The sequence below is a fragment of the Paenibacillus sp. NN59 genome (genome assembly GCF_057597225.1).
The window spans coordinates 3,150,677-3,177,577 of sequence record NZ_CP199678.1 but is presented as its reverse complement, the minus strand read 5'-3'; the positions used below and the strand labels follow the sequence as shown (position 1 = coordinate 3,177,577).

The window sequence follows — 26,901 nt, the reverse complement described above, 5'->3', positions numbered from 1 at the left end:
AATGACAGTATAACAATCTATGGATTGAATACATATATCCAAAGATATAATTTTTGAGCAATCCAAAACTCTGTAATATGCAATTGGAGTCACGTATGAGCTTGATTCCAGTTAAACCAACTATAATTCTCACAATAAAAAATCCCGCCTCCGGCTTTCTCAGCCAGAGCGGGATTCATGCAATACCTTATAAATATTTGATTATTGATTCACGTTATCTTTCGTTACCAGCTTCAACTCAGCCGGGATGGATTTCTCCACTTGTTTACCACTCAGCACATCGAGTGCGGCTTGCAATGCGAGCTGTCCGATCAACTCAGGTTGTTGAGCTACAGTTGCTGTTAGTTTACCATCCTGAATCGATTTAATGGCATCATCATTACCATCAAATCCGATCACGGGGATATCTTTCCCCGAACTCTGGATTGCTTCAATGGCACCAAGAGCCATTTCGTCATTATGGGCGAACACGGCTTGCACTCCTGGGTTACCTTGCAATAAGTTCTCCATGACATTCAACCCTTTGGAGCGGTCAAAGTCAGCGGATTGTTTCGCAACCACGTCCAGCTTCTGGTCTGCAATCTCGTGGAAACCTTTGCCACGCTCACGGGTAGCTGATGCACCCGGTACACCTTCAAGTTCAATCACTTTAGCACCTTCGCCAAGCTGTTTCACGATATATTCAGCAGCCATGCGTCCACCCTTTGCATTATCGGAAGCAACAAGCGCTGCAACTTCACCTTTATCCGCAGAGCGGTCAAGCGTAATTACTGGAATGCCCACACTATTAGCGGATTGAACCGCTGTAGAGATTGCAGCGGAATCTGCCGGGTTAATCAGCAAAGCATCAACGCCTTGCTGAATCAAATCGTCCACATCATTCGTTTGCTTCGCAGAATCGTTCTGTGCATCTACGACAACAACCTGAATACCTTGTTTCTGTGCTTCGGCCACGACACCATCTTTCAGTGAAACGAAGAACGGGTTGTTCAGTGTCGAGATCGACAAACCGATTTTCTTCTGTTCCTTACCTCCGGCTGACTTTGGTTTCGCCCAGCCTGGCGGCTCCAGCGAACATCCGGCTAGAACAACGATCAGTATCATGCTAACAAGCGTTAGTGTCCATTTTTTCATGTTGTTTTCTCTCCCTTAAGCGGTTTTCTTGCGGTCCAGCAGGACAGCGATAGCAATAACGACACCCTTCACAACCATTTGGTAGAAGGAGTTCACACCGAGCAGGTTCAGACCGTTATTCAGCACACCAATGATCAGCACACCAATCAATGTACCTACAATGCGGCCGCGGCCGCCGGAAAGGCTTGTTCCGCCCAGCACAACTGCAGCGATGGCATCCAGCTCATAAGATGTACCTGCCGTAGGTTGAGCGGAGTTCAGACGCGATGTCAGAATCGCACCGGCCAGCGCGGCGAGCATACCCGCAAGGGAGTAAATCATAATTTTGACGCGGGATACTTTGATCCCCGAGATGATGGAAGCTTTTTCATTACCGCCGATGGCGTACGTTTTGCGGCCGAAGGCCGTTTTATGCAAAATCGTCCACAGAATCACAAACGTAATCAGCATTGTAATGGCTGGTACTGGAATACCAAGTAAATATCCGCGTCCAAACAATTGGAACAGCAGGCTATCGCCCAGACCTGTAATCGGATTACCATTGGTATATACCAGTGTCAAACCTCTAAAAATGGTCATCGTTGCAAGGGTTGCGATAAATGGAGCCATGTTACCCTTGGTAATCATCAGTCCATTCACCATACCCATTACTCCACCAAGGGCTACCCCAATGATGATTGACAGGATTGGATCAAGACCGGATAACATCATATTGGCTACGAAGGCACTAGATAGCGCAAGTATAGAACCAACCGACAAGTCAATCCCGCCAGTAAGAATAACAAACGTCATGCCAAATGCAATTAAAGCATTAATGGAAACCTGGCGTAGCAAATTTAGAATATTAAGTGGTTCCAAAAAGCTTGGATTGAGCACGGAAACAATCACAATTAGAATGATTAATCCGAGAAGTGGGCCGAGTTTTTGTGTTACGCTAGACAAGCGGAACCCGCTTTTGGCTGTTTTAGTATCCTGCATCGTTGTCATGTTACTGTCCCCCTGTAGCTAGAGTCATAATGTGTTCTTGTGTCGCTTGTTCCTTCGGTAGAACGCCGGTAATGTGACCTTCATGCACAACGGCAATGCGGTCGCTCATACCCAGCACTTCAGGCAGTTCGGATGAAACCATGATAATAGCTACCCCGCGATCCGTCAGTTCGTTCATGAGCTGATAGATCTCACGCTTCGCTCCAACGTCTACCCCGCGTGTAGGCTCGTCCAGAATGAGCACGCTTGGACCGATACCTACCCATTTGGCAATGACAACCTTCTGCTGGTTCCCACCGGACAAATTCCGGGCTGCGGTTTCCGAGGATTGGGTTTTGATCTGCAACCGTTTGATGAGTGTGTCTACAAACTCCTGCTCTTTCCCATTCGAGATGAAGCCTTTGCTGGAAAAACTGAATAGGTTCGTCAGTGCCATATTTTCACGGATGGAAAAGTCGAGCACCAGCCCTTCATCCTTCCGGTCTTCTGTTATAAAACCGATACCGTGCTTCACCGCATCCGCCGGTTTGCGAATATTTACTTTTTTGCCACGTATCTTAATCTCTCCGCTATCCAATCGATCCAGACCAAAGATCGCTCTCATGATCTCCGTACGCCCCGATCCCATCAGACCAGAGAAACCGAGTACTTCACCGGCCTTCACGTCAAAGCTGACATTTTCGAATAATCCCTTCCGATTTGCTTCCCTCACCTCAAGCACGACTTCACCATATTTCGGATGACGGGACGGATAACGCTCAGTCAGCTCACGACCTACCATCTTGCGTACAACTTCATCAAAGTTTGTCTCGGGAATGGCTTTGGTATCCACGGTTCGCCCGTCACGCATAATGGTGATGCGATCACAGATCGTGAAAATTTCCTCCATTCGGTGAGAGATGTAAACAACGGATACGCCATTTTTTTGCACAGAACGAATGACCTCAAACAATTTCTGAATTTCACGTTCAGTCAAAGCCGCTGTAGGCTCGTCCATGATAATGACTTTGGCCTCGGTCATAAGCGCTTTAGCTATCTCAATCATCTGCTGCTGTCCGACAGAGCACTCTCCTGCAGGGCGTTCTAGCGGAATGTCCACCGAAAGTTTGGCGAATTGTTCACTAGCAAGCGCTTTCATTTGTTTTGTGTTCAGCAACCCCATGGAGGACGATATCTCTTTACCGATAAACAGGTTATCCAGTACCGTCATCTCAGGCCAGACATTCAATTCTTGGTGAATAAACGTAAGCCCAAGCTGCTCTGCTTCTTTTGGACTACCGAAGTACGTCTCTTTGCCATCAATCTCTATGGTTCCTTGATCCCGTTGGTGCAGACCGATCAAAATGTTCATCAGCGTTGATTTCCCGGCGCCATTCTCCCCCATCAGGGCATGAACCTCGCCTTCTTTTAATTCGAAATCCACACCGCTTAACACTTGATTTGTGCCAAACGCTTTATGGATATTATGCATCTGAATGTGCATGGTGCTGCCTCCTTTTAACCGAAATGAACTCCCGATTGTAAAATGCAATTGGCATACGGTGTAGCCTCGCCTGTACGAATAACGGCCTTCACTTGCCGGGTTAACGCTTTAAACTGCTCATGGTTCAGGCTATCATCTATGATCTGTGAATCAAATTTCTCATTCAGGTACGCAAGTGTCTGCGGATTCCCTTCATGGATTTCACTAGCGATGATCACTTTCTCAATGACCATGTCTTCCGCAATGATGTCCAGCACTTCACGAAAGCTTGGTGTACCAAGTTTGAGTGCCAGATCAATCTTCGGCACACCATCCGGAACGGGCAAGCCCGCATCCGCAATGGCAATTTGATCCGTGTGACCCAGATCAGACAAGATTTTAGAGATGTGACTATTCAAGATGCCGTTTCTTTTCATTACAAGCTCTCCTCTACTTCGTCCCTGGTTGGCATACCGCCCTGTGCACCAAACTTGGTTACGGATAACGATGCCGCCCGATTGGCAAAACGCACACTGTCCTGAATCGACTTACCCTCAGCCAGAGCGACTGCAAATGCTGCATTAAATGTATCGCCAGCTCCGGTTGTATCTACAGCTTCAACTTTATAGGTTGGCACAAGTACCTCTTCATTACCGTCATAATATCGAACACCCTTACTGCCTTCCGTAATGAATAATTTGTTTGGATGTTGACGTAGCGCTTCCGCAGGCTTCATGCCTTTGAACAAAATTTCGGCCTCATGCTCATTAGGTGTAATATAAGATGCATTGTCGATCACCTCTTGTGGAACCGCACGGGCAGGAGCCGGATTGAGCAGTAAGGGTGTCTTGTATTTGGCACATAATTGGCTGACATGAATCACCGTTTCTTCTGGAATCTCTTGCTGGATCAGCACAATATCCGCGTTACGAATCGCTTCAGCAGCTTCATCCACATAAGCAGGTGTCACTTCGCGATTAGCCGCTTCGACCACCACAATGCTATTATCTCCCTCTGCCAAGATGATATGAGCTGTACCACTCTCTGAATGTGTAACCGGTTTCATATTGCTTGTATTTACACGATTTGCTTTAAAGTTTTCTAAAATGTCTGTACCGAATGTATCATCTCCAACACGGCCGATCATGACAACCTCGGCTCCCAAACGAGCTGCCGCCACAGCTTGGTTGGCGCCTTTCCCGCCGGGTACTGTCTTAAAACTTTCACCAAGCACGGTTTCTCCCGCGCCCGGTCTTCTGGAGGATGTCACAACCAAGTCCATTGAACTGCTACCAATAACACAAATGTTAGCCATCGTTTCTCACCTTTCTCGTTGTTCCCCGTTCAATGAAAGACACGGGCAACTGTATGTTTTTATTCTCCATCTTATTTTGCTCTACTAACTGAATAAGTAATCCTGCTGCTTCTCTGCCCATTTCATATGCTGGCTGCCTGATCGTAGACAATGCCGGTGACAACAATCCACTCATTGGAATATCGTCAAACCCAATAACCTGTACATCATTCGGGACGTTCCTCCCAATCCGATAAGCTTCATGCAAAACCGCCATTGCGGCGATGTCATTACTGGCAATAACGCCGTCCGTGTCCGGAAATTTTCTGAACAGTTCCTCCGCCCATACACCTGCCTCATTAAATGAAAAAGAGGTGGTTTGAATGACCTCATGATCCAGTCCTGCTTCCCGGATGACTTCAATCGCTCCTTCAAACCGATCTTGAGCCGGCCGAATATGGGATGGTCCTTGCATAACGGTAATTCTTTTGCTGCCCCGTTTGATGATCTCTTTGGCAGCAAGCCTTCCGCCTTCTCTGCCGTCGGCATAGACCGAAGGTCGATCCAGTGAAGTTCTGTCCAGAAAGACAACGGGAATCTTCAGCTTTTCATATATCGAAGAGTGAGGGTGATTGGTGGATGAGATCACACCCACTACGTTATTCTGGATAAACGTCTGGATGTAATCCTGCTCCTTCCGTTCATCCTCATCACTGTTTCCAAATATTAAGCGGTAATCCTGCTCTTGCATCCGATCCTCCACCCCCCGCGCAAGCTGAGGGAAATAAGGATTCGCAATGTCTGGAAGCAGTAGACCAATCAGTTTCGACTTGCGTGTGTATAGTGAACGTGCCACTTCATTCGGTGAAAAGTGAAGTGCCTTGACAGCCTCTTCAACTTTCTTGCGAGTATCTGCGTGCACATAGCCCCTGTCATTAATCACTCTGGATACCGTGGCTACGGATACACCGGCCAGATTTGCTACGTCTTTAATTGTTGTCATGGAATGTTCTCCTTATGTGTAACCGGTTACAGACATAAATTATCACATTATTTTTCATTTGGCAAGCGCTCTGTTGTTGGAAATAAAATCCATACACACTTTTCTCGCGATCATCTCTGTAATTTCTCTCATCACTTCATAACAAGGTTGCCTGCTCCAATCCATTTTTCTTCCAACACAAAAGCAGGTTTTTATGATATGGTCTATAAGGCATGATTGTTTATTCTTACATACAGATGTGCACAACAAGCGAGGAGAAGATTAAGCGTGATCGAGAGAGATTCAACACTCATTAGTCCAAAGGCAACAGAACATACGCAAAGTGAAAGTACAGCACGAGAAAACAAAAATCAAGGGGAACAGGAGCATCGGAGCAAATTAAGCGATCCATTCATTGTGATGCTCGTTGCAGGCTTATGCTGCTTATTATGGGGAAGTGCCTATCCTTCCATCAAACTCGGCTATGTTGCTTTTCACATTTTACCCGAAGATATCGCTTCAAAATACGTTTTTGCCGGGTATCGATTCAGTTTGGCAGGTATATTGCTACTACTTCTATATCGCGTTGGTTTCAGACGCAAGCCCAAGCTTAGCGGACGTGAATGGGCAGGTTTGAGCATGCTCGGCGTACTGCAGACAGGACTGCAATATATGTTTTTTTATGTAGGCGTAGCCAACACCACCGGTGTCAAAGGGTCCATCATGAATGCAACAACGACGTTTTTCAGTGTTGTATTGGCCCATTTTATCTATAAAAATGATAAGCTGAGCCGTAACAAAATCATCGGCTGTGTAATCGGGTTTATTGGAGTCATTATCGTCAACTTTCATGCAGACTTGCTTACCTTTTCATTCTCTTTCACAGGAGAAGGATTTATCATTATGGCCGCTCTCGTTTTCTCGGTAACAGCCATTTACGCGAAGCGTTTAACTGGAACAATTGATGTTATGGTGATCACCGGCGTTAGTCTTCTAGTTGGCGGATTGGTGCTGACTCTGCTCGGTCTGTCACTCGGAGGTCAAGTTACTCATTTTACATGGGAATCCACACTGAATCTGGTGTATCTGGCTTTGCTGTCATCCGTGGCCTTTTGCCTGTGGAATCTGCTTCTGAAGTACAACAAAGTAGGCAAAGTATCGGTCTATAATTTCTTAATCCCCATCTTTGGTGCCCTGTTATCCGCATTGTTTCTTGGAGAAACGATCTGGGAACTAAAAAATCTTGTTGCGTTAATATTGGTATCTGTTGGCATTTATCTGGTCAACCGTGTAAACGCACTTCGAATGACAAAAAGCCGCTAATCAGCGGCTTTTGTTTATAATATCACAATATGATCATGTAAGAGGAAACATCTCCCTCTAGTTCCAATTACCTAAACCATAATATCATACTTTCTCCCACGGTAAATGTAAATAATAAGGAGTACGTGGCCCACTCCTTATCACATTAAAACAAACAAAAACCCTGCTGTTTTTCCTTAGCAGGGTTCAAAATAAGTTAATATTAATCAGAATAGCTTTCGAGCATACAGCTTTTTTATAGGCAAGAGTACACTACATTACGCAAGCGGCGCTGCACATAATGCTCCTGGCTGTTCAACAGATGCTGTGCATACATCACTGTCAGCCCGGAATCCGGATCTATAATGGCCATACAGCCAGCCGCACCAGCCCATCCAAATTCACCGATCGGACTCAGTGATCCACTGCCTGCTGTGGAGATATGTGTACGAACGCCGAGACCATAGCCATAACCATACATATGATCCCATGAAAAGTCTGGTCGTGTCATGTCATTCAGATGATCGGCTCTCATGAGCTCCACGGAAGCTCGGGACAAAATCCGCACGCCTTCAGGACTTGTGCCAAATCCGGTCAGTGCATTCAGGAACTTGGCGTAATCGTTCACGGTAGATAACAATCCGGCACCGCCACTATCCAGTTCTGTACCTACACGGAAACCGTTGCCGTCCATTCGTACCGCTTTATCTTGCTCTTCATCAAAAAGATATTGCGGAATCAAGCGAGATTGTTGAGCTTCATTCAGGTCAAAGGTGGTATCATGCATACCAAGTGGTTTAATGATCTCATCTTGCAAATACGTGCCGAATCGTTTGCCACTTACGACTTCGACCAGCGCACCAAGCACATCATGACACATGCTATAATTCCAGTGGGTACCCGGCTCAAACATGAGTGGTTCTTTCGCCAAAGCTCTCGCAAACTCTCGCGTTGGCAGTGTTCCATTCGTGCGTTCTACGGCTTCCTTGATACTTGGCGAATGGATATCATATGAAAAACCAGCAGTCATCGTAAATAGATCACGCACCGTTATTGGTCTTGTCGCTTTCTCATAGTACACCTCGCCATTCGGAAGTGCCTTTTTCACCTGCATTTCCTCAAATTCAGGTAAGTACTGAGAAAGCGGGTCAAGTAAAAGGATATCCCCTTTCTCAACCAGTTGCAGTGCAGCAACACAGGTCATAATCTTGGTCATGGAGTACAAATTAAAGATGGCGTTATCCCGAATTGGAGTCTTCTCCTCCAGATTCTCAAATCCATTGCGATACTGGAAAACGGTTTCGTTTTGATGCATAATAAGCACTTCTGCCCATGGAACTCTCCATGAGGTTAAACGATCAATTAATGAAGCAACCGGTTTAAAGTCCATATTTCCCCATCCTTATATGTAAAATTGTGTTGTTTGTGCCACGAAGAGCACTTAGCGAAATATACTTCTCTTCCCTACGACATATACTACTATACGACCTTTTGAACCTGTTGACTAGTTTGATTAAATGTTAATTTCGTCAGGCCAGATATTGCAATTCGAATGGCAAAAAGCCGATCCATAACTGGACCAGCTAATAACCTTAAAATCATATTCGCACGCTAATTTGGATAAGATCGTCTATTCTCAACCGATTTCATACGATTCTGGTCATCCGTTACGTGATCCTGACTAAATTCCTGCCCTGCCTCCATCTCACCATGACCGGATACGTTGCGGGAGAAATTGGTAAATTGTCTTTTGTGCTCATCCTGTTCGTGCTTCTGTTTCAAAAGTTCCTGCGGGTCTTGCTTTGTCATCGCACTAACCTCCATATTGAAATGTCTTGTACGTCTTCTCACTATATAAATCGAACTAAAAAGAATTTGCACACCAATCCAGTTCGACTTATATACAAAAGCTTTCCATACAGAAGCCCCACTTATGCAAGTAAATGTAAGTAATCCAAGTTAACACAAAGGAAAGGAGATAGGTCTAATTATGGCTCGACTTCTCTTATCTTATCCGCTGGGTGTGAACACCCCGGTGTACAAAGGTAATCCTCCCGTCGTGATACAGCAACAATCCAGTATCGCTCAAGGTGATGCCTACAACCAGTTTATTGTCTCAAGCCTTAATCATAATGGTACACATATTGATGCGCCGTGGCATTTTAATCCTCAAGGCAAAAAGATCAGTGAGATTCCGATAGATGATTTTATTTTTACACACCCCGTGGTGATTGATATTCCCAAAAGTGATGATGAGTTGATCACCAAAGCTGATCTGCAGCCTTATGAGCATCAGATCGCTGGAGCTGACCTGCTGCTGATTCGCACGGGATTTGGCAGAATTCGCTCATCTGATCCTGACAGATACGCCAATCATAACCCGGGTTTATCCGCCTCGGCAGCACAGTACCTGATGATTTTCAACTCCTTGCGTGCTATTGGTATTGATATGATATCCGCTGGTGCAGCGAATCATCCAGACGAAGCCGTTGCTTTTCACCAGATTATTCTGGGTAAAGGTCGGGTCGACGGTAAGTACATTCTCGTCATTGAAGATCTGAATCTGAATCAGGATCTTTCCCATATCTCCAGGGTCTACGCGATCCCTCTGTACATTGAAGGCGTCGACAGCAGCTTTGCTACTGTTTTTACGGAAGATTAACGCTGGCTAGCGAATGATTATGGTTTTGTGAAAAAAAGATAAGAAAAAGCGCCGACAAGAGGGCTGCTCTTATCAACGCTTGTTCTTAGTGAATGTCTTTCTTCTTGAAATTGCCGCCCTTCACTTCGGCTACATCGTAGACAACAACAAAGGCTGTAGGGTCAATCTCGTTAATGATTTCTTTGATTTTACTCTCTTCCATCCGGTTGATGACACAAGTGATTTCCTTGAACTGCTCGTTGGAGTATCCACCATATGCCTCGGTGTACGTTGCTCCGCGTCCGAGTCGATCACGAATAGTCTCCACCATGACTTCCGGTTGTGTCGTAATAATTTTGAATGTCTTCGAACCGCTCAAACCTTCTTCGACAATATGTATCACTTTAGAGGCAATGAAATAAGCGAGTCCTGACAAAATCGCACCTTGCAGACCAAATACGGTCGAAACAACGATAAATACAAACATGTTCAGGAATAGAATCAGGTCACTCGTTCCGAAGGGAAGCTTACGAGATAACAATACGGCAAGCATATCAATCCCATCAAGTGCTCCGCCGTTACGTAGTGCAAGACCCATACCAAAACCGATAATGATACCACCCACAACCGTTACCAGCAACGTGTCCCCTTTAATAATCGTGGGCACATGATGCATCAGACTGGCACTAATCGCCAGTGACGCAATACCAATGACGGAGTAAAGTGCAAAGCTTTTACCAATTTGCTTGTAACCGAGCCAGACAAACGGAATGTTTAGCAATCCAATTAGTAATCCGAGTGGCAAGCCGAACAAATTCGAGCCGACGATACTGAGACCGGTTACGCCACCATCGGATACCTGGTTTGGAATCAATATGGCCTCCAGACCATAGGCCGTGATGAATCCCCCGATAATGATGAGTAGCGCTTTGGAAAGGATTTTGAGCTGGTTCGACTTGTGTGGTTTGTGTTGATTCATTCCATTTCCCCCTTGATAAACGATAAACACGATAAATTTTAACAAACATAAAAAATAGTCTATAACAAAAATCACACATTTGGCAATAGAAGGGCAATCCAAAAGTTAGTTCAGTCTTCCGATCGCATTCTTTCTACGTTACATTATTTCCCGATAAAGGATCGATATGCCGTGATTTTAAGTTCAAGCATTTCATTCGCCGCATGAAGGGTATTCATCTGATCTTCAACGGCTTTTTTATGGTTCTCGAGCAACTTCAAACGTCCTGGAGTCGTATGCTCACCTTCTTGAAATAAAGAAGCATACTGTTTGATTATCGCAATCGGCATTTGTGTTTCTTTCAGCTTGATGACAAACTGCAGCCATTTAAGATGCGACTCATTATAGCGCCTGTCCCCACTGGAATCCCGTAAAGGTATTATGATCTGTTCCTTCTCGTAATAACGTAGTGTATGTGCACTGATGCCCAGCAGTTCAGCCACTTCTCCAATGGTATGCATGGTTGTTTTCACCTCCTCCACTTGAGTGCTTGACTTAGAGTAAACTCTAATCAGTATAATCAATTCGTGGTCATCCCACAATAATGCTTAGCATTGATCCCAGGAGGAATTCACATGAAATATACCGTTATTACCGGTGCCAGCTCAGGCATTGGATATGAAGCCGCTTTGGCTTTTGCAGCCAGAGGCAAACATCTCATTTTAGCAGCCCGCAGAACCGAAGCTTTGGATATGTTAAAAAATAAAATCGCCGAACTCAACTCGGAACTCGATGTTGTTGTTCGTACAGTGGATTTGTCCATTGCCGCAGATGTACATGCTTTCTATGAAAGCTTGAAAGGTTACTCCATTGAAACATGGATCAACAACGCAGGCTTTGGCAACTTTGCTTCGGTCGGTGAGCAAAATTTGCCTAAAATTGAGCAAATGCTTCATCTGAATATTGAAGCACTGACGATTCTCTCCACTCTGTATGTTCGGGATTATGCCAATACTCCGGGCACGCGGATCATCAACATCTCTTCAGGGGGCGGCTACACTATCGTTCCAGATGCGGTGACCTATTGTGCCACGAAGTTTTATGTCAGTGCCTTTACCGAAGGGCTAGCACAAGAACTCCAAAGCAAAGGCGCTCCAATGCAAGCCAAAGTGCTGGCACCTGCGGCCACAGAAACTGAGTTTGCTGAACGTGCCTTTGATCTGGATCAGTTCCAGTATGAAGGCCGTGTGCCCAAGTTCCATACAGCCGAGCAAATGGCTGGATTTTTACTCGATCTCTATGACAGCAAACATGTTGTAGGTATTGTGAATGGTCTAACGTATGAATTCGAACTGAAAGACCCAATCTTCCCCTATGCCGCAAGAGCTGCAAGCAAACCTGTCGATTCTAACGAATAATAGAAGTAGCCAAAAAAAGGCTGTCCTCTGGTCACACGAAGCCTGTGACCTTGGACAGCCTTTTTACTTGTACTGCACTATTATTGCTCTCTATTGTAATATCTCTATATTGCTCCGATATATAATAAAGTATTATGCCAATCGCATTTTAAAATCCTGATATCCGAATTCACGTACAACTTCGCAATCTCCATCTTTGCGTTTAACCGCAATGGCAGGAAGCGGCATGCCGTTAAACGTATTGGTTTTAACCATGGAGTAGATCGCCATGTCTTCAAATACGAGACGGTCGCCTTCTTTCAAAGGCTCATCGAATGAATAGTCGCCAATCACGTCACCAGACAGACATGTTTGACCACCTAGACGATACAGGTGAGCTTTCTCGCCCACTTCACCCGATCCAATCAATGGCGGACGATACGGCATCTCCAGAACATCTGGCATATGACAAGTTGCTGAAGTATCCAAAATGGCAATATCCATGCCATTCTTGTGGAAGTCCAGTACGGAAGTCACCAGATAACCTGCATTAAGTGCAACCGCTTCTCCCGGCTCCAGGTACACTTCCAGACCATAATCATTTTGCATCCGTTTAATGCAAGCTTCGAGTCTTGGAATGTCGTAATCTTCACGGGTAATATGGTGTCCTCCGCCGAAGTTAATCCATTCCATCTGCGGCAACCATTGTCCGAACTTCTCAACAAATGCATTCAACGTTGTTTCCAAGTCGTCCGAGTTTTGCTGGCACAGCGTGTGGAAGTGCAGTCCAGATACCCCTTCAAGCAACTCTGCACGGAAATCCTCCTGCTTCGCGCCGAAGCGTGAACCTGGAGCACACGGATCATAGATCTCGTGTCCTTCCTGAGTGGAGCATTCCGGATTCACACGCAAACCAACCTTACAGCCCGCTTGAAGTGCTTTATCCTTGAATTTTGCCAGTTGTGAAAAGGAATTAAAAATGATGTGATCACAGATCGAAACAATCTCATCCATCTCTTCCTCACGAAAAGCCGGAGCAAAGACATGATTCTCTTTGCCCATCTCTTCGTGACCAAGACGCGCTTCATACAAACCGCTCGCAGTCGCACCGCTCAAGTATTCTCCAATAAGCGGATACATCGCCGTCATGGAGAACGCCTTCTGCGCAAGCACGATTTTCGCTCCTGTACGCTGCATTACACCGTTCAGGATTTTCAAGTTTTTCTCAATCAGACCTTCGTCAACAACAAAACAGGGTGTCGGTAATTGCTCGAACCGCATGTTAGCGAACAAGCTCCGATTCTTTTGCTTTGGACTCTTCTGGCAGCTCATCCACGAGAACCGGATTGAAGTCTTCTACCCAAGGAAGTCCCCATTTGTTCAGTTCTTCCATGAATGGATCCGGGTTGAACTCTTCCACGTTGTATACGCCTGGTTTGTTCCATTTTCCTGTCATCACCATAGCCGCACCGATCATTGCCGGTACACCAGTTGTGTAAGAGATCGCTTGGGAACCAACTTCCTTATAGCACTCTTGGTGATCACAGATGTTGTACACATAATATGTTTTGTCTTGACCGTCTTTTTTACCTTTGAAGATACAACCGATGTTCGTTTTACCTACTGTACGAGGTCCGAGGGACGCCGGATCAGGCAGAACAGCTTTCAGGAATTGCAAAGGAATGATTTGTTTTCCTTCGAACTCGATCGGCTCGATGGAAGTCATGCCTACGTTTTCCAGAGCTTTCAGGTGAGTCAGATAGCTTTGGCCAAATGTCATGAAGAAACGGATACGTTTCAAGCCAGGCATGTTTTTCGCCAGAGACTCCAGCTCTTCATGGTACAACAGGTACATATCTTTTTCGCCAACTTCTTTGAAGTCGTACACACGTTTGATTTCCATCGGTTTAGTTTCGATCCATTCACCATTCTCCCAGTATCTGCCGTTCGCAGAAACTTCACGAATGTTGATCTCAGGGTTGAAGTTCGTAGCAAATGGGTAACCATGGTCGCCGCCATTGCAGTCGAGGATATCGATATATTCGATCTCGTCAAAATAGTGTTTCAATGCGTATGCGGAGAATACGCCCGTTACGCCAGGGTCAAATCCGCTACCCAGCAATGCAGTGATGCCCGCTTTTTCGAAACGCTCTTTGTAATCCCATTGCCAGCTATATTCGAATTTCGCCGTATCTTCCGGCTCATAGTTTGCTGTATCCATGTAGTTTGTTTTCGTAGCCAGGCAAGCATCCATGATCGTCAGATCCTGGTATGGCAATGCCAAGTTCATTACGATATCCGGTTGGAACTCGTTGATCAATGCAATCAGCTCTTCTACATTGTCCGCGTCCACTTGAGCTGTTGTAATTTTTGTTTTGCCGCCATCCAATTTTGCTTTCAGTTCATCACATTTGGATTTGGTACGGCTTGCGATACAGATTTCTTCAAAAACCTCGCTGTTTTGAACGCATTTGTGTACTGCTACAGAAGCTACGCCGCCGGCGCCGATGATTAGTGCTTTTCCCATTTTCTCATTCTCCTATCCCCATAATTAGGATTTTTTAGTTTTTGTTTTTTTCGTAAAATTCCAAGACGTTCGCAGTTGTATTGTTTCATTATGCAACGTCCACCCGCTCCTGATACAATAAAAAAAGCAAGGTGAAAAATGTCGCACTTTTGCGCACACCATCACACTTGCTTGTCGATATACATCATAAAAAAGACGTGAAGACTCCTTGACCAAAAAAGTCCATAAGAACCCCTTCAGCGGAAAGCTTCTTCATGTATATCAATATTGGATCAGAGTCTATATAGCAAATAATTCGCCTTTACCACTCTTATTGACCGTTTCACAAGTTGATGTGCAGATGCACTGGTTGTAAAGTAACCAACTTATAAAATTTGAGCTTTGAACTCAATCAATAAGGCAACAGAAGTTGCCAATCGGCATTTGACCCGGCTGTCCGTATGGCCTTAACTCCTTGGTAGAAGTGGTCAAAAATTATCTGCTGGAAAGCTCTAATTCATATTGATAAATCAACTTTCCAAAATCACAGGTATTACACTATCAGACGTTTCCCGAAAAATCAAGGGATATTTTAAAATTTATTTTTTATTTTTATTAGATCAGGAATCAACAGGTCGTCATAACCTCTAAAGTCATCTTCAGCGTTTCCCACTAGAGATCAATGTTTCTGCATAAATATGCCCCCTCTTTTATTCAAGTCCACTTCTCACGTAATTATAGATAAAGTCATGACTGTTATATTTTAACTTCAGCCTCTATCCTTCTGTATTGATTTAATCGATATATTTTCCTAATGAAGCCATACTTTTTCGAAAAAACGTTTCTCCATTTGTCTATATAGTTCTCTAATGGTGGTTTACGAATAATTCAAACAATTTACAGGGATGTAATCCAAAGAGCATCAAAGCATGCACTGTGTCTATAAAGTACAAATTTTAAATCGAAATAAGGTGCATATTAATAAACTATTATTGGATATTCATTCACACCATTAATTTGCACAATGAGTAAATTTGCACATTGGGCAAATTGTTGTTATGATTATTTTCACAAAAGAGATACTGTGGATATTTTCCTTTAATCCATCTTAAGGAGGTGAACGCATAGGCGGTATAAATTATGAAACGAACGTTGCGACACTTAAAAAAAGAAGCCACGGAGAAAGCCCTTGCCGGAGTTGCTTTTAATCTGACGCTGGAGCATGGACTAGATGGATTTACGGTAGAAGATATCGTGCGACAGGTCGGATGCTCTCGTAGAACATTTGCCAACTACTTTACGTGCAAGGAAGAAGCTGTTGCGCTTGGAGCTCTATCTGTACCAAATACAGCCGAGCTTGAACATCTGATCACAGAGATTCCGGATCATGCCTCACTGCTGGAAATTATGTATGAACTGGTTAAAATGCAACTCACGTCCGAATTGATTGGCAGACTGCATCAACTTGTCATCTTGTCCCGAACCTATCCCGTGCTTGAACCTCACTATTTGGCAGCGATGCACAGACTGCAAACTCAGGCGCAGGAAACCCTGCTCGACCTGTCGAACGGCCAAAACGACGAAATCTATACTTACTTGTTGATCAGCGCTATTTATGGCACCGTGTTGCCCTTAATTGAAGGAAGACTGAACGTACTGTTGCCCGGTAAGCAAATCCCCGCAGGCTCAGGTTCAGATGCAGTCCCGTTTGAGCAGTTTATGGAAACGGTGTTTGAACATTTGCGAAAAGGATTTTAAGCCCCTTCTTTTATCGTCTTTAATCATAATCCACCATTAGAATTGTCATACTTATAATAGAAGGAGTGTAAAAAAGAGAAATGTCTACCTTATTATATAAAATAGGAAAAACCGCTTTTCGCAAGCCGGGATATTTTATTATTGGCTGGGTGATCATTCTGGGGATCGTCATCTCCATGATCAGTATCAACGGCGTGCACATCAGCTCGGAAATGAAAATTGAAGGAACAGAATCACAGAAAGTTTTGGATCAGCTTGCAAAAGAACTGCCTGCCGCCTCCGGCGGTCAAGGAAGCGTTGTGTTCAAAGCGCCGGACAACGAGCGGCTGGATACACCTGAACGTACCGCTGCCATTATGAAAGGTGTCAGCGAAGTATACGGGCTGGATAAAGTGATTAATCCAGCCGACTATGCAGCTGCGCAAGCGAATAACTCAGGGGCATCTGCGGACGCGGCTCAAGCGATGAACATGGCCCAATCGGCTACAGCCTCGCCGCCTCCATACGGACCATTCATGGTGAACAACGTTCCCGTACCAGGTTTGTTAATCTCATCGGATGGTAGCACAGCACTGTTTCAGTTCCAATTCACGATTGAACAGTCTGCTATTACGCAAGATGTGTTTGATTCTGTTATTCAATCGGTCATGAAGGTTGAAGAAGGCACACAGATTAAGGTATTGCCTGGTGAAACGCTTAAATCCGTATCCATCGGGGTTGGTTCCGCCGAAATTGTAGGGCTGGTTATCGCGGTCATCGTACTGCTCATTACCCTTGGTTCCGTTGTTGCAGCAGGCCTGCCGCTGATCACAGCCCTTCTTGGTGTCGCCATTGGGGTTGGGGGAGCATTCTCGATCTCCAAATTTGTTGATATGCCAAGTGTGACATCCGTTTTGGCTCTAATGGTAGGTTTGGCTGTCGGCATCGACTATGCACTTTTCATCGTCAATCGTCAGCGCCGGATGATTATTGACCAACGCCTAAGCGCACAGGAAGCTACAGCGCGGGCAATTGGCACATCAGGCAGTGCTGTATTTTTTGCCGGCCTAACCGTCATTATTGCCCTCTGCGGTATGCTCGTCATCGGACTCACTTTCTTGTCCACGATGGCACTCGTCGCAGCGGCAACGGTACTGATCAACGTATTCGTTGCATTAACCTTACTGCCAGCCTTGCTCGGCCTAGTTGGTGAACGAATCTGCTCGAAGAAAGCTCGTGCGAAAGCTACCAACTCATCAGAAGCGTCAAGCCATGGCGTGGCTAACAGATGGGTCAAATTCGTTATTAAACATCGCTGGGCGACCGTTATTGCGATTATCCTTGTCCTTGGTTTTGCTGCTACCCCGATTACTAAAATGGAAATGGGCATTCCGGGAGCTTCCTCAGCAAACCTGGATACGGATGCAAGACAGAGCTATGATGCCATTTCGAAAGGTTTTGGTGAAGGCTTTAACGGGCCGCTAATCCTGGTGGCTGATCCACGTAATGCCTCTGCCAAAATGACACCAGAGCTTCTGGGTGGACTCGCCATGGAGTTGCAGGGTCAGAATAACGTGGCTCAAGTCTCTCCTCTAGGGATGACGGAGGATTTGGCTATTTTCAGTCTCATTCCCAAGACAGGTCCTAACGATCAATTGACTAAGACGTTGGTTAACGACCTGCGGTCAGCAGACTCTAATATGGCTAAGATCTATGACGTCAAACTTGGTGTAACCGGACTTACCGCCGTAAATATTGATATGTCCGCCAAGCTGGCTCAGGTTTTCCCGATCTATGTAGGTATCATCATTCTACTTTCATTGATTATCTTGTTGCTTGTGTTCCGTTCGATCATCGTTCCGATCAAAGCAACGATTGGTTTCCTGCTTAGCATTCTAGCCACATTCGGTATGACAACCGCAGTGTTCCAATGGGGCTGGTTGCACTCCCTCTTTGGTTTCGATACAGGCGGCCCGTTGCTCAGCTTCATGCCTATAATCGTAACCGGGATTCTCTACGGTCTTGCCATGGATTATCAGGTATTCTTGGTTAGCTCGATGCGCGAATCCTATGTTCATGGTCACCGTGGAACGGAATCCGTTATACATGGTTATAATCAGGTTAGTCGCGTCGTTGTTGCCGCTGCGGTTATCATGGTTTCCGTATTCGCCGGTTTTATCTTTACTGATGATGTCATGATTAAACAGATCGGCTTCACACTCGCGGTAGGTATTTTAGTTGATGCTTTTATCATTCGCATGGCTCTGGTTCCGGCCATTATGGCGATGTTTGGCGATAAAGCTTGGTCTCTTCCGAAATGGCTGGATCGCATCCTGCCTAATCTCGATGTGGAAGGCGAAAAACTGATTGCTTCCCTCAATGCCCAAAACGAAGTTAAGTCACAGTCGGGTTCCAAATCATAACGGATTTTCAACAACGGATTTTCAATAATATATCTTCAACAAAAGGCCTCCTCAGCTCATGAGGAGGCCTTTACATTAAGCCTATTATCTAACACAAAACTATCTAACCCAAACAACTCTCGCACATCAATATACATGCTATAGCATGTATTAAATGTTCTTTAACTCTCTATCTTAAATTCACTTAATCTTCTTGCACATTCATGTACAGCTTTTCTAATATTGCCTTTAATTGTTCCAGTTCCTCAGGCTCTATCCCTCGTGTAACATAGTTATGAGCGTCTTGGACCGTTAACAACAACTTTTCTTTCACTTCTTCTCCTTTGGGAGACAAATATAAATGGTGTGAACGTTTATCTTGATCATTAACGATACGTCGAACCATTCCTTTACGCTCTAGTGAATGGATCATTCGAACGACAGTCGTTTGATCCCGATCGATAGCCTCTGCCAGCTCTTTTTGAGTCGTAGCTTTATCGAGATCCATGAAAGATATAATACTCCATTGTTCAGGTGTGACCTCGTAAGGCTTCAATTGTTTGATAAAATAATTCGTAAGCTTGAGATCTGTTCGGTGAATTAAAAAACCAGTCACACTGTATAAGTCCATTGTTGTACCCTCATTCATCATTTTCTTACACCCAATTATAGGTGATCTGAACGAATGTTACAAACGACACTCATCAAGGAATGAGGCGGCTAAACTGATTTTCAATCAGATACTTGCTTAATTAATCAATTTTAAATTTATATCCTAACCCCCATATCGTTTTGATCATAGAGGAGGAACCCGCCGAAATGTAATCCAGCTTTTCCCGAACTCGTTTGATGTGTGTGTCTACGGTACGATAGTCCACACTATAATCATAGTTCCATACATTTTGAAGTATATTCTCTCTCGAAAACAACTTATCTGGTGACGTCGCTAAATAAAATAACAATTCGTATTCTTTAGGAGTTAAATGAATCTCTTTCCCCCTAGAAGACAATTTGTGATCGTCTTCCAATATGAAATCACGCAATTTCAATCTTCGATGAAAAGTAAGGTTTTCGTGATTCCCCGCTTGTCTTCTCCGAACGACACTTCTAATACGATGAGCGACTTCACGTGGACTAAACGGTTTGGTGACATAATCATCCGCTCCTGACTCAAAACCTTGAATAACATCCTCTTCACTATCTTTTGCAGTTAAAATCAAGATGGGAGTTGTCTTATATTGACGTATTCTTGAAGTTACGAAAAAGCCATCCATGCTGGGTAACATGACATCAAGGATCAACATATCGTAGTCATAACGAAGTGCTTTTTCCAGACCAATCTCTCCTGTGGTAGCTTCATCTACTTCGAAACCTTCTCTCTCTAAATACAACCGTAGAAGATTTCGAATTCTCAGCTCATCTTCAACAATTAAAATCTGTTGGGATTGTAGTCCCATCTTACGTCTCCTCCTTATTCAGCGCTTAGAAGAAATAATACAGTGATACAATCAAGCTAAGAACGAATAGAACAATGGCAGGAATGGCCTTTTGTATGGGATCTTTAGCTAAAACAATCAAAGTAAAGGCTCCAGCAAGCATTGTCCCCCCCAGTAACAAACCTGCCCAAAATGCAACACCAGGTACCCATATGCCAGCAAGCATACCCATAGCTCCAACAATCTCAAACGATCCGGTCAAAATATTAAAGAATGAAGGCAATCCAAAACGTTTGAATTCATCGGCCATCTTCCCCGAAATAATCTTGCTTCCTGTAACCAGAAAAAAGAGGCCTAACAGAACCTGTAAAACCGTAATAAAAATGAACATCGCTATCCTTCTTTCATTCGTTATTACATATAGATCGCAAATCAATTACATGCTATACCATGTATCTGGTCTGTGACTCTGCTTATGAAAAAGGTTATTTAGTTGCACTGACAGCTCTCACGTTTAACTACAACCATCATTCCCATTCGCATTCTATATGCTATAGCATATATTTTGTTTTAAATTTAATCTAATGTCAACCCTGGAGTATAACTTTATTAAAATGTAACCATTCATACGTTATCTCGAATAAAAAATAAGAATCACTTTCAAGCGTTTGCTCTAAGCTATACTCGAAAGTGATTTTTGTGTTCAACCTTTCATATCCATCGAACTAGAATCAAGCCGTAATGTCCTGCACAGGGCTCTTAAATCGTGCTGAACTGCATGCTCTGACGAAAGCTGCAAATAACTGCTGACTGTACCCGTCCACGGCATAACTATACTCCGGATGCCACTGAACAGCGAGTACAAACGAATAACCTGGCATGACGACAGATTCAACTAATCCATCCTCCGCAATGGCAACAGCCACTAATTGATCGGATAACGTTTTGATGCCCTGATGGTGATAACTGTTAACCTGAATCTGATCCGTCTGCAAGATATCATGAAGCAGATTATCTTTTTCAATATGTACGGAATGTGCGAGATTGGTGTATGGGGGTTTTTGCTGATGGACAATCTTCTGCTCTGCTTCCATATCTGTAGGAATATCCTGATATAACGTACCGCCTAATATTACGTTAAACAGCTGTAATCCGCGGCATATGCCGAAGGCAGGTTTACCAAGCGCTATTACTTTATGAAAAAGAAAAGCCTCCATCTGATCCCGCTCCATACACAACTCGCCACAGACGCTCTGCATCCGCTCATCATAAAGTTCCGGATTAAACATCATGGCCACCAGTAAACAGAAATCTTTCAAAGGTGTGCGCTAGCGCTGTGATCATGCCCTCGTCTGTCGTTAATGGCAGCATGACCGGTATACCCCCTGAATCTTCAATGGCCTTCATATAGTGAGGAAGCATCCAGTAACTTTTTTTGTCCGTATCGTACAAAGGCAGTACCCCTATCATCGGTTTGTTCATCTCAAGCCACCTCCTGATTTATATTGGATTCAGCGCTTCATTCGTTGTTTATATCGTACCGGCATTTACATTCAAGTTTGTTTTATTTTATCAGAGTTTCCGCTTTACAACATGCACAAAACCTTGCATTTCCTTACCTGTTACATGCTTTGTTAGCATGTGAAAAAATAGATTTCAACGTAAAAAAAGCCGCTGTACGCAGCGACTTTCCTTTGACGTATTAGAGTGTAAAGCGTTGAACCAGCTGTTGCATATTGTCAGCCGTTTGGGCCAGCTGAACCGTGGATGCCGAGATTTCCTCCATTGCAGCCATTTGCTCCTGTGCCGCTGCCGAGGTTGTCTGAGCACTGTCCGCAGACACCTTCGAGATGTCCGCCATCTCGGTTACTGCAGCCGAAACTTGTTCGGTACTCGCAGACAGCTCTTCAGATATACTGGAGATATCCTGAATCTGATCTACTATTTTAGACGTGTGCTGTTCAATGTTTCGAATGGTTGTGGAAGCTTCTATGCTAATGCGCATACCCTCACTTACCTGATTCCGAACCTGCTGATTCATCAGCATTGTCGACTGTTCAATCAAGTTCAGCATGTGCTCAATAGTACTGCCAATCTGTTCGGCGCTTTGTTTGGACTGCTGGGATAGCTCGCGAACTTCCGAAGCAACAACCGCAAACCCTTTGCCATGTTCTCCAGCTCTGGATGCTTCAATGGAAGCATTTAATGACAACAGATTCGTTTGACGAGAAATATCTGCTATGGCATCGTTCATCTGACTTGCTTCCGAGGAAAGAGCAGACAATTGATTCATCAGTGAACTGGTTTCTTCCACGACTTCCAATATGAGTCCCATCTGTTCTTCCACTTGTTTAATCGTATCGCCACCGCTTACTACTGCACGTTCCGTCTCTTCGGCCGAATCCACAATCGTCGTTGCTGATGCTGCTATGGTGCTGATTCCTCTTGCCATCTCTTCCACAGCATTAGCGGTTTGACGCGAGCTTTCAGCTCCATTTACGGCTGTCTCAGCCGTTTGTTGCATAATCTCGGCTACATGCTGAACAGATTGGGTCGTCTGCTCTGTGCTCTCTTGAATCATCTGTGAAGATTCCCCCAGCAACGAAGAGGTCTTGTTCAGCTCAAGGACAACAGATTGAAGGGATTGAGTCATTTCATCAAAATCCTGAGCCAGCATACCAAATTCGTTAGCAGAATTCAGGCCAACTCGCTCAGATAGATTGCCCTCACGTACTTTACGTGCAGCCACTCTGAGTTTTCTCATCGGAACAATAAAGGCTCTCAATATCAGAAAAATGATCCATCCGGCAATAAGGACCGAGATGCCAATGACCGTCAGACTTGTAATCAAAATTGGTTTGGCTGCAACAATAAAGTCTTCATGCCCCATAAGCACAATCACATTCCATCCCGTTAAGGCGTTAACACCGTTATATACATCCAAATCATATTCCAGGTCTGTACGTACAAAATGAGATAAAGCCATGGGCTCATCCACATCAGACGCCGTATTAGGGTTTACCGGGATGCCTTCGATCAGCGGTCCACCCAGTTCACCGCCCCCTCCTTTGGAAATAGCCCCTGACCAAGCCGCTATGGAACGATTGCGATCCACAACAATTAAGCTGCCATTACCGCCAACCTCTATCGCGGCTATCTCTGTTGCTAATGAAGTCAGATCCAGTTGAATGCGTACAGCCCCTTTATCACCCGAAAGTCTCTTTGATATTTCTACGTATATTTTTCCGGAAGCTGCATCTTTGGTAATGTTTGAAAAATGAATTTTGCCACCATCGCTAATGGCGCTTTTGTACCATTCGGTATTGCGAACATCGGAGGTTGTTTCTTCGATATTGGAGTTCGTAATAAACTTCCCTTGTTCATTCGCCATGGAGAAATCCAGAATCTCCGGATATGTAGTCGAGAAACGATTCATGTCTAGCCTAACTTCTTCATACTGCTCCGTTCCTGGATTTGTACCCACCAAATCGTCTATATAATGAAGTAACTTCACTCGCTCACCAACGGTGTTGTTAATATGCTGCCCTACCATCGTTAAGATCGTTTGGATGGGTGCTGTCATTTTTTGCTGAACCTGATCCTTGGCACTGGTATACGAAAAATATCCGATAAGTACGGTAGGAATCAAAAGTACAGCAAGAAATGCGATTGTCAGACGTGTGCTCATCAAACGTAATGCCGAAATCCCTTTTTTCCAAAATGAAACCTTTCTCTTGTTCTGCTTCAATCCAATCTCCCTTTCTGAATCAAATCAGTTGACTTTTATTTAATAAACTCAGCTTCAATTTCGCCATCATCCTGCGTTAAAGACGGGAATGGAGCCAAGTTGATCATTGGATAAACGCAAAAAAACCCATGCATACACACACTCAGAGAAAAACTGAGTGTGTGTAAACATAGGTATTGCCTGAAAAATCAGTAACAAGCCTTATTTGAACCGTATCATAGCATAGACTGTAAAATATGTTAAGGATAAATATGGAAAAAGGGGCTCTTATACATTTTTCACATCATACAAGTTCTCAGGCAATGCCTGCAAAAAAGGCGACCAGTCCTTCGACGTATATAGATTCAACCGATGCATCGCGCGAGTACAAGCCGTGTAAAGAAGCTTGCGGTCATATTCTTCCCCATATCGAACTGCGGAGGCATCATATACAAGCACTGCATCGAATTCTACACCCTTGGCGAGGTAGACGGGAATGACCATCACGCCTTTTTCAAACTGCTCCGTGTCTTTCGTAATCAGCCTTAGTCCCTCTACACCGACCTCTCGCAAACATTCATATGCAAGGTGACTCTCGGCTGCCGTTTTGGTTATGATCGCAATCGAACGAAAACCCTCTGTTTGAAGCGCCTCAACGTCAGATCGAATGAACTCATCACGCTCGTTCTCTCCTGCCTCCACCCGGATTAAAGCCGGCTTCTGGTCCCTTCTGTCAAAAGCAACAATCTCATCACCGCCCGGTAGCATCGCCTTCGTGAATTCAACAATTTCACGAGTTGAGCGATAGCTCTGTACTAGCCGAATAAGCGTCGTTTCTTTGTCCCCATATAACGAAATTAATGGCGAATCAGTAGCGGCAAGTTCTGTCGCCTGCATATAGATCGCTTGCCCGAAATCACCTAGTACCGTCATGCGGGCACGAGGGAACAGCTTTTTGAGATATTCATATTGAAATGCCGAGTAATCCTGACCTTCGTCGACGAACACATGACGGATATCCGTGTTGATTCGTACCCCTTCGATGATTTCTTTTACATATAAATACGGGGTAGCATCTTCATGGAACAGCTTGTTCTGACGCAACATATCTTTGGTTTGGATACAGATTTCATCCCAGTGAGGTGGAACTGCCGCTCCATTCGTACGTTCTTGATAGGCTGCGGAATCTACAAATAGTTGTTCATAGGCTGACTGTACATTGACGAATTTGAACTTTCGAACACGCTGCCTTAGAGGCTTGAACGTTTGCTTCACTATTTTTCGCCGTAGCAATTCTTCTTCCCTCTCGCCAAAATCGAAAGCACCTTCATCCAGATCAGCACGCTTGCTTGCATTCTCTCTTGCCGCATACTGCTCCGCCACTTCGAACACAGCCTTTTCCTTGTGCAGCTTACCGTACGCATCCGTGTAGTCGTCCGTATCGAGATAATTCAACTCTTCCTCCACCCAGTCCGCTTGTCGTTCCTGTTGCTCTAGAACAGACAGCTGTTTCAGCAACCATTCCTGCAATAACAATATGCGGCTTGGCAACGGAAGATGGACGTCATACGTTGAAAATTGTGCCTTCATCTGAGCTGAAGTAATGAACTCCCGTTCACGGAACCGGATGCCGATAAAGTTTAACCCCTCACGCCCCAGCCATTCCCCATAGTTCTTCAAAGCTTTCATAAATTCCGCGGATGCTTTATAGCGAATGCCTTCCATACGAGCAGTGTAATCTGGTTCCGCACCAGCAGTAAGTACATACTCGATCTGATCAAGTGGATCTTCCGGACTCAAGCTCGATCCGAGCCAATAATTCAAGTATTCCTGAAACGTCGTCTGTTGAATGTTCTCTTCACCTAGCTCTGGCAAAACGGTCGAGATATAACTCGCAAACATCGGATTTGGCGAAAAAAGAACCATCTGATCTGCCTTGATCGTCTGGCGATGTTTATATAATAGATAGGCCACTCGCTGGAGCGCAGCGGATGTCTTGCCGCTACCTGCGGCGCCCTGAACAATCAGCATTCGGCTGCGATCATCACGAATAATGGCATTCTGTTCCTTTTGTATCGTTGCTACAATGCTTTTCATCTGAGAATTCGCACCTTTGGAGAGCACTTCCTGGAGCATGGCATCCCCAATGGTTTCACTAGCATCAAACATGCCCAGCAACTGACCATCCTGAATTTGAAACTGACGTTTCAGTTCAACGGTCCCCTCGATTTTCCCCATAGGTGTCTCATAATCTGCCGTACCGGAGCCATAGTCATAATAGAGACTCGCGATAGGTGTACGCCAATCATAGATGAGAAAATCCAAGCCTTCCTTGTCTGTAAAAGAAGACACCCCAATGTAAATTGGCTCCGTAACACCAAGACCCTTTTCCTTAAAATCAATACGTCCGAAGTAAGGTAAAGGCAATAAACGATTTACATTTTTCCACTGCTGTACTAATAACTTATGCCCACGTTCTCGTTCAGCCAACACTCTCGCTTGCTGATTAATGGTATAAAAGGCTTCTTCAAAATCCGTGTATGAACCCGTATTAATCGTGACTTCTTCCCAGAAACGTTTACGAATTTCCGTAGCCTGATCCGCAAGACCTTCAACTTGGGGTTCAAGTTCAGCAAGTCTCGCCTGCAGTTCATTTCGCACGTAAGCCAATCTTTCTTTTTCCAATTGCCATTCGTTCGTTTCTGTCATATCTTTAACCACACTCCTCAGCCCATTTTTTTTGGAGAAAAAAAGCGCGTTGACAAACCGAAGAATCCGATGTATGATTAATTTAGGAGAAATAATGATACATCAATTACATATTCAACGAAATCAACTGCGCTCATGATTATATCACAGCGTATTTTTGCGTTCAATCTTTTTTTATTATATTTACGGTCATGAGACCTCTGCATATCAAAGTTTCAACATTTAAA

24 protein-coding genes are annotated in these 26,901 nt (G+C 44.5%); 5 read left to right on the top strand and 19 right to left on the bottom strand.

Annotated features, from left to right (window positions below):
* Positions 1–201: 201 nt before the first annotated feature.
* The 6 genes from rbsB to ACT89M_RS14090 are packed head-to-tail and all read right to left on the bottom strand — an operon-like array spanning position 202 to position 5,880.
* The gene (gene rbsB, locus ACT89M_RS14115; protein ID WP_145330672.1) at positions 202–1,134 is read right to left on the bottom strand and encodes a ribose ABC transporter substrate-binding protein RbsB; all 933 of its coding nucleotides are present in this window, start codon (positions 1,132–1,134) and stop codon (positions 202–204) included.
* 15 nt (positions 1,135–1,149) lie between these two features.
* Complete coding sequence (locus tag ACT89M_RS14110; RefSeq protein ID WP_090915883.1) at positions 1,150–2,121, bottom strand: ABC transporter permease subunit; 972 nt, start codon at positions 2,119–2,121, stop codon at positions 1,150–1,152.
* A 1-nt stretch (position 2,122) separates the two neighbouring features.
* The gene (locus tag ACT89M_RS14105) at positions 2,123–3,604 is read right to left on the bottom strand and encodes an ATP-binding cassette domain-containing protein (protein ID WP_154889157.1); all 1,482 of its coding nucleotides are present in this window, start codon (positions 3,602–3,604) and stop codon (positions 2,123–2,125) included.
* 14 nt (positions 3,605–3,618) lie between these two features.
* Positions 3,619–4,020: a D-ribose pyranase gene (gene rbsD, locus ACT89M_RS14100; protein WP_308721831.1), complete on the bottom strand. Its 402-nt coding sequence runs from the start codon at positions 4,018–4,020 to the stop codon at positions 3,619–3,621.
* Positions 4,020–4,898: a ribokinase gene (gene rbsK / locus ACT89M_RS14095; RefSeq protein ID WP_154984067.1), complete on the bottom strand. Its 879-nt coding sequence runs from the start codon at positions 4,896–4,898 to the stop codon at positions 4,020–4,022. Before rbsK ends, rbsD begins: the two co-directional genes overlap by 1 nt.
* Positions 4,891–5,880 carry a LacI family DNA-binding transcriptional regulator gene (locus ACT89M_RS14090; protein WP_308721832.1) on the bottom strand — a complete coding sequence of 330 codons (990 nt, stop codon included), beginning with the start codon at positions 5,878–5,880 and terminating at the stop codon, positions 4,891–4,893. Before ACT89M_RS14090 ends, rbsK begins: the two co-directional genes overlap by 8 nt.
* Before the next feature lie 267 nt (positions 5,881–6,147).
* Here ACT89M_RS14090 and ACT89M_RS14085 point away from each other — a divergent pair, with 267 nt between their 5' ends.
* Complete coding sequence (locus ACT89M_RS14085; protein WP_261769270.1) at positions 6,148–7,182, top strand: DMT family transporter; 1,035 nt, start codon at positions 6,148–6,150, stop codon at positions 7,180–7,182.
* Positions 7,183–7,417: 235 nt separating this feature from the next.
* On the opposite strand, the gene ACT89M_RS14080 is transcribed toward ACT89M_RS14085, so the two are convergent.
* Together ACT89M_RS14080 and ACT89M_RS14075 are read right to left on the bottom strand one after the other, a co-directional pair.
* Positions 7,418–8,551 carry a serine hydrolase domain-containing protein gene (locus ACT89M_RS14080; RefSeq protein WP_154889165.1) on the bottom strand — a complete coding sequence of 378 codons (1,134 nt, stop codon included), beginning with the start codon at positions 8,549–8,551 and terminating at the stop codon, positions 7,418–7,420.
* 221 nt (positions 8,552–8,772) lie between these two features.
* A complete protein-coding gene (locus tag ACT89M_RS14075) occupies positions 8,773–8,970 on the bottom strand; it encodes a hypothetical protein (protein ID WP_145330658.1) in 198 nt (65 codons plus the stop codon).
* A 181-nt stretch (positions 8,971–9,151) separates the two neighbouring features.
* Here ACT89M_RS14075 and ACT89M_RS14070 point away from each other — a divergent pair, with 181 nt between their 5' ends.
* Positions 9,152–9,823, top strand: a complete 672-nt coding sequence (locus ACT89M_RS14070; protein ID WP_253494687.1) for a cyclase family protein — start codon at positions 9,152–9,154, stop codon at positions 9,821–9,823.
* An 85-nt stretch (positions 9,824–9,908) separates the two neighbouring features.
* On the opposite strand, the gene ACT89M_RS14065 is transcribed toward ACT89M_RS14070, so the two are convergent.
* Positions 9,909–10,781, bottom strand: coding sequence for a YitT family protein (locus tag ACT89M_RS14065; protein WP_154889169.1), 873 nt, complete (start codon positions 10,779–10,781; stop codon positions 9,909–9,911).
* 143 nt (positions 10,782–10,924) lie between these two features.
* Positions 10,925–11,281, bottom strand: coding sequence for a MerR family transcriptional regulator (locus ACT89M_RS14060; RefSeq protein ID WP_308721833.1), 357 nt, complete (start codon positions 11,279–11,281; stop codon positions 10,925–10,927).
* A gap of 114 nt (positions 11,282–11,395) precedes the next feature.
* Here ACT89M_RS14060 and ACT89M_RS14055 point away from each other — a divergent pair, with 114 nt between their 5' ends.
* The gene (locus tag ACT89M_RS14055) at positions 11,396–12,178 is read left to right on the top strand and encodes an SDR family NAD(P)-dependent oxidoreductase (protein ID WP_154984070.1); all 783 of its coding nucleotides are present in this window, start codon (positions 11,396–11,398) and stop codon (positions 12,176–12,178) included.
* A gap of 132 nt (positions 12,179–12,310) precedes the next feature.
* Here the strand turns inward: ACT89M_RS14055 and nspC are convergent, their stop codons facing one another.
* Positions 12,311–13,438, bottom strand: a complete 1,128-nt coding sequence (gene nspC / locus ACT89M_RS14050; RefSeq protein ID WP_154889175.1) for a carboxynorspermidine decarboxylase — start codon at positions 13,436–13,438, stop codon at positions 12,311–12,313.
* Position 13,439: 1 nt separating this feature from the next.
* A complete protein-coding gene (locus ACT89M_RS14045) occupies positions 13,440–14,684 on the bottom strand; it encodes a saccharopine dehydrogenase family protein (protein WP_154889177.1) in 1,245 nt (414 codons plus the stop codon).
* 1,119 nt (positions 14,685–15,803) lie between these two features.
* Between ACT89M_RS14045 and ACT89M_RS14040 the strand changes: the two genes are divergently transcribed.
* Together ACT89M_RS14040 and ACT89M_RS14035 are read left to right on the top strand one after the other, a co-directional pair.
* Positions 15,804–16,421, top strand: a complete 618-nt coding sequence (locus tag ACT89M_RS14040) for a TetR/AcrR family transcriptional regulator (protein ID WP_253494688.1) — start codon at positions 15,804–15,806, stop codon at positions 16,419–16,421.
* An 80-nt stretch (positions 16,422–16,501) separates the two neighbouring features.
* Positions 16,502–18,823 (top strand): MMPL family transporter, encoded by a 2,322-nt coding sequence (locus tag ACT89M_RS14035; protein ID WP_308721834.1) that lies wholly within the window; start codon positions 16,502–16,504, stop codon positions 18,821–18,823.
* 184 nt (positions 18,824–19,007) lie between these two features.
* On the opposite strand, the gene ACT89M_RS14030 is transcribed toward ACT89M_RS14035, so the two are convergent.
* From ACT89M_RS14030 to helD, 7 genes are all read right to left on the bottom strand, one after another.
* Positions 19,008–19,433, bottom strand: a complete 426-nt coding sequence (locus tag ACT89M_RS14030) for a MarR family winged helix-turn-helix transcriptional regulator (protein ID WP_154889184.1) — start codon at positions 19,431–19,433, stop codon at positions 19,008–19,010.
* Positions 19,434–19,554: 121 nt separating this feature from the next.
* Positions 19,555–20,259, bottom strand: a complete 705-nt coding sequence (locus tag ACT89M_RS14025) for a response regulator transcription factor (RefSeq protein WP_154889186.1) — start codon at positions 20,257–20,259, stop codon at positions 19,555–19,557.
* A gap of 25 nt (positions 20,260–20,284) precedes the next feature.
* Positions 20,285–20,635: a DoxX family protein gene (locus tag ACT89M_RS14020; protein ID WP_154889188.1), complete on the bottom strand. Its 351-nt coding sequence runs from the start codon at positions 20,633–20,635 to the stop codon at positions 20,285–20,287.
* A 334-nt stretch (positions 20,636–20,969) separates the two neighbouring features.
* Positions 20,970–21,530 (bottom strand): gamma-glutamyl-gamma-aminobutyrate hydrolase family protein, encoded by a 561-nt coding sequence (locus ACT89M_RS14015; RefSeq protein WP_308721835.1) that lies wholly within the window; start codon positions 21,528–21,530, stop codon positions 20,970–20,972.
* Positions 21,520–21,720, bottom strand: coding sequence for a gamma-glutamyl-gamma-aminobutyrate hydrolase family protein (locus ACT89M_RS14010; RefSeq protein ID WP_308721836.1), 201 nt, complete (start codon positions 21,718–21,720; stop codon positions 21,520–21,522). The genes ACT89M_RS14015 and ACT89M_RS14010 overlap by 11 nt, the downstream gene beginning before the upstream one ends.
* A 220-nt stretch (positions 21,721–21,940) precedes the next feature.
* Complete coding sequence (locus ACT89M_RS14005) at positions 21,941–23,926, bottom strand: methyl-accepting chemotaxis protein (protein WP_253494692.1); 1,986 nt, start codon at positions 23,924–23,926, stop codon at positions 21,941–21,943.
* Between the two features lie 327 nt (positions 23,927–24,253).
* Positions 24,254–26,674 carry an RNA polymerase recycling motor HelD gene (gene helD, locus ACT89M_RS14000; protein ID WP_308721838.1) on the bottom strand — a complete coding sequence of 807 codons (2,421 nt, stop codon included), beginning with the start codon at positions 26,672–26,674 and terminating at the stop codon, positions 24,254–24,256.
* Positions 26,675–26,901: the final 227 nt, after the last annotated feature.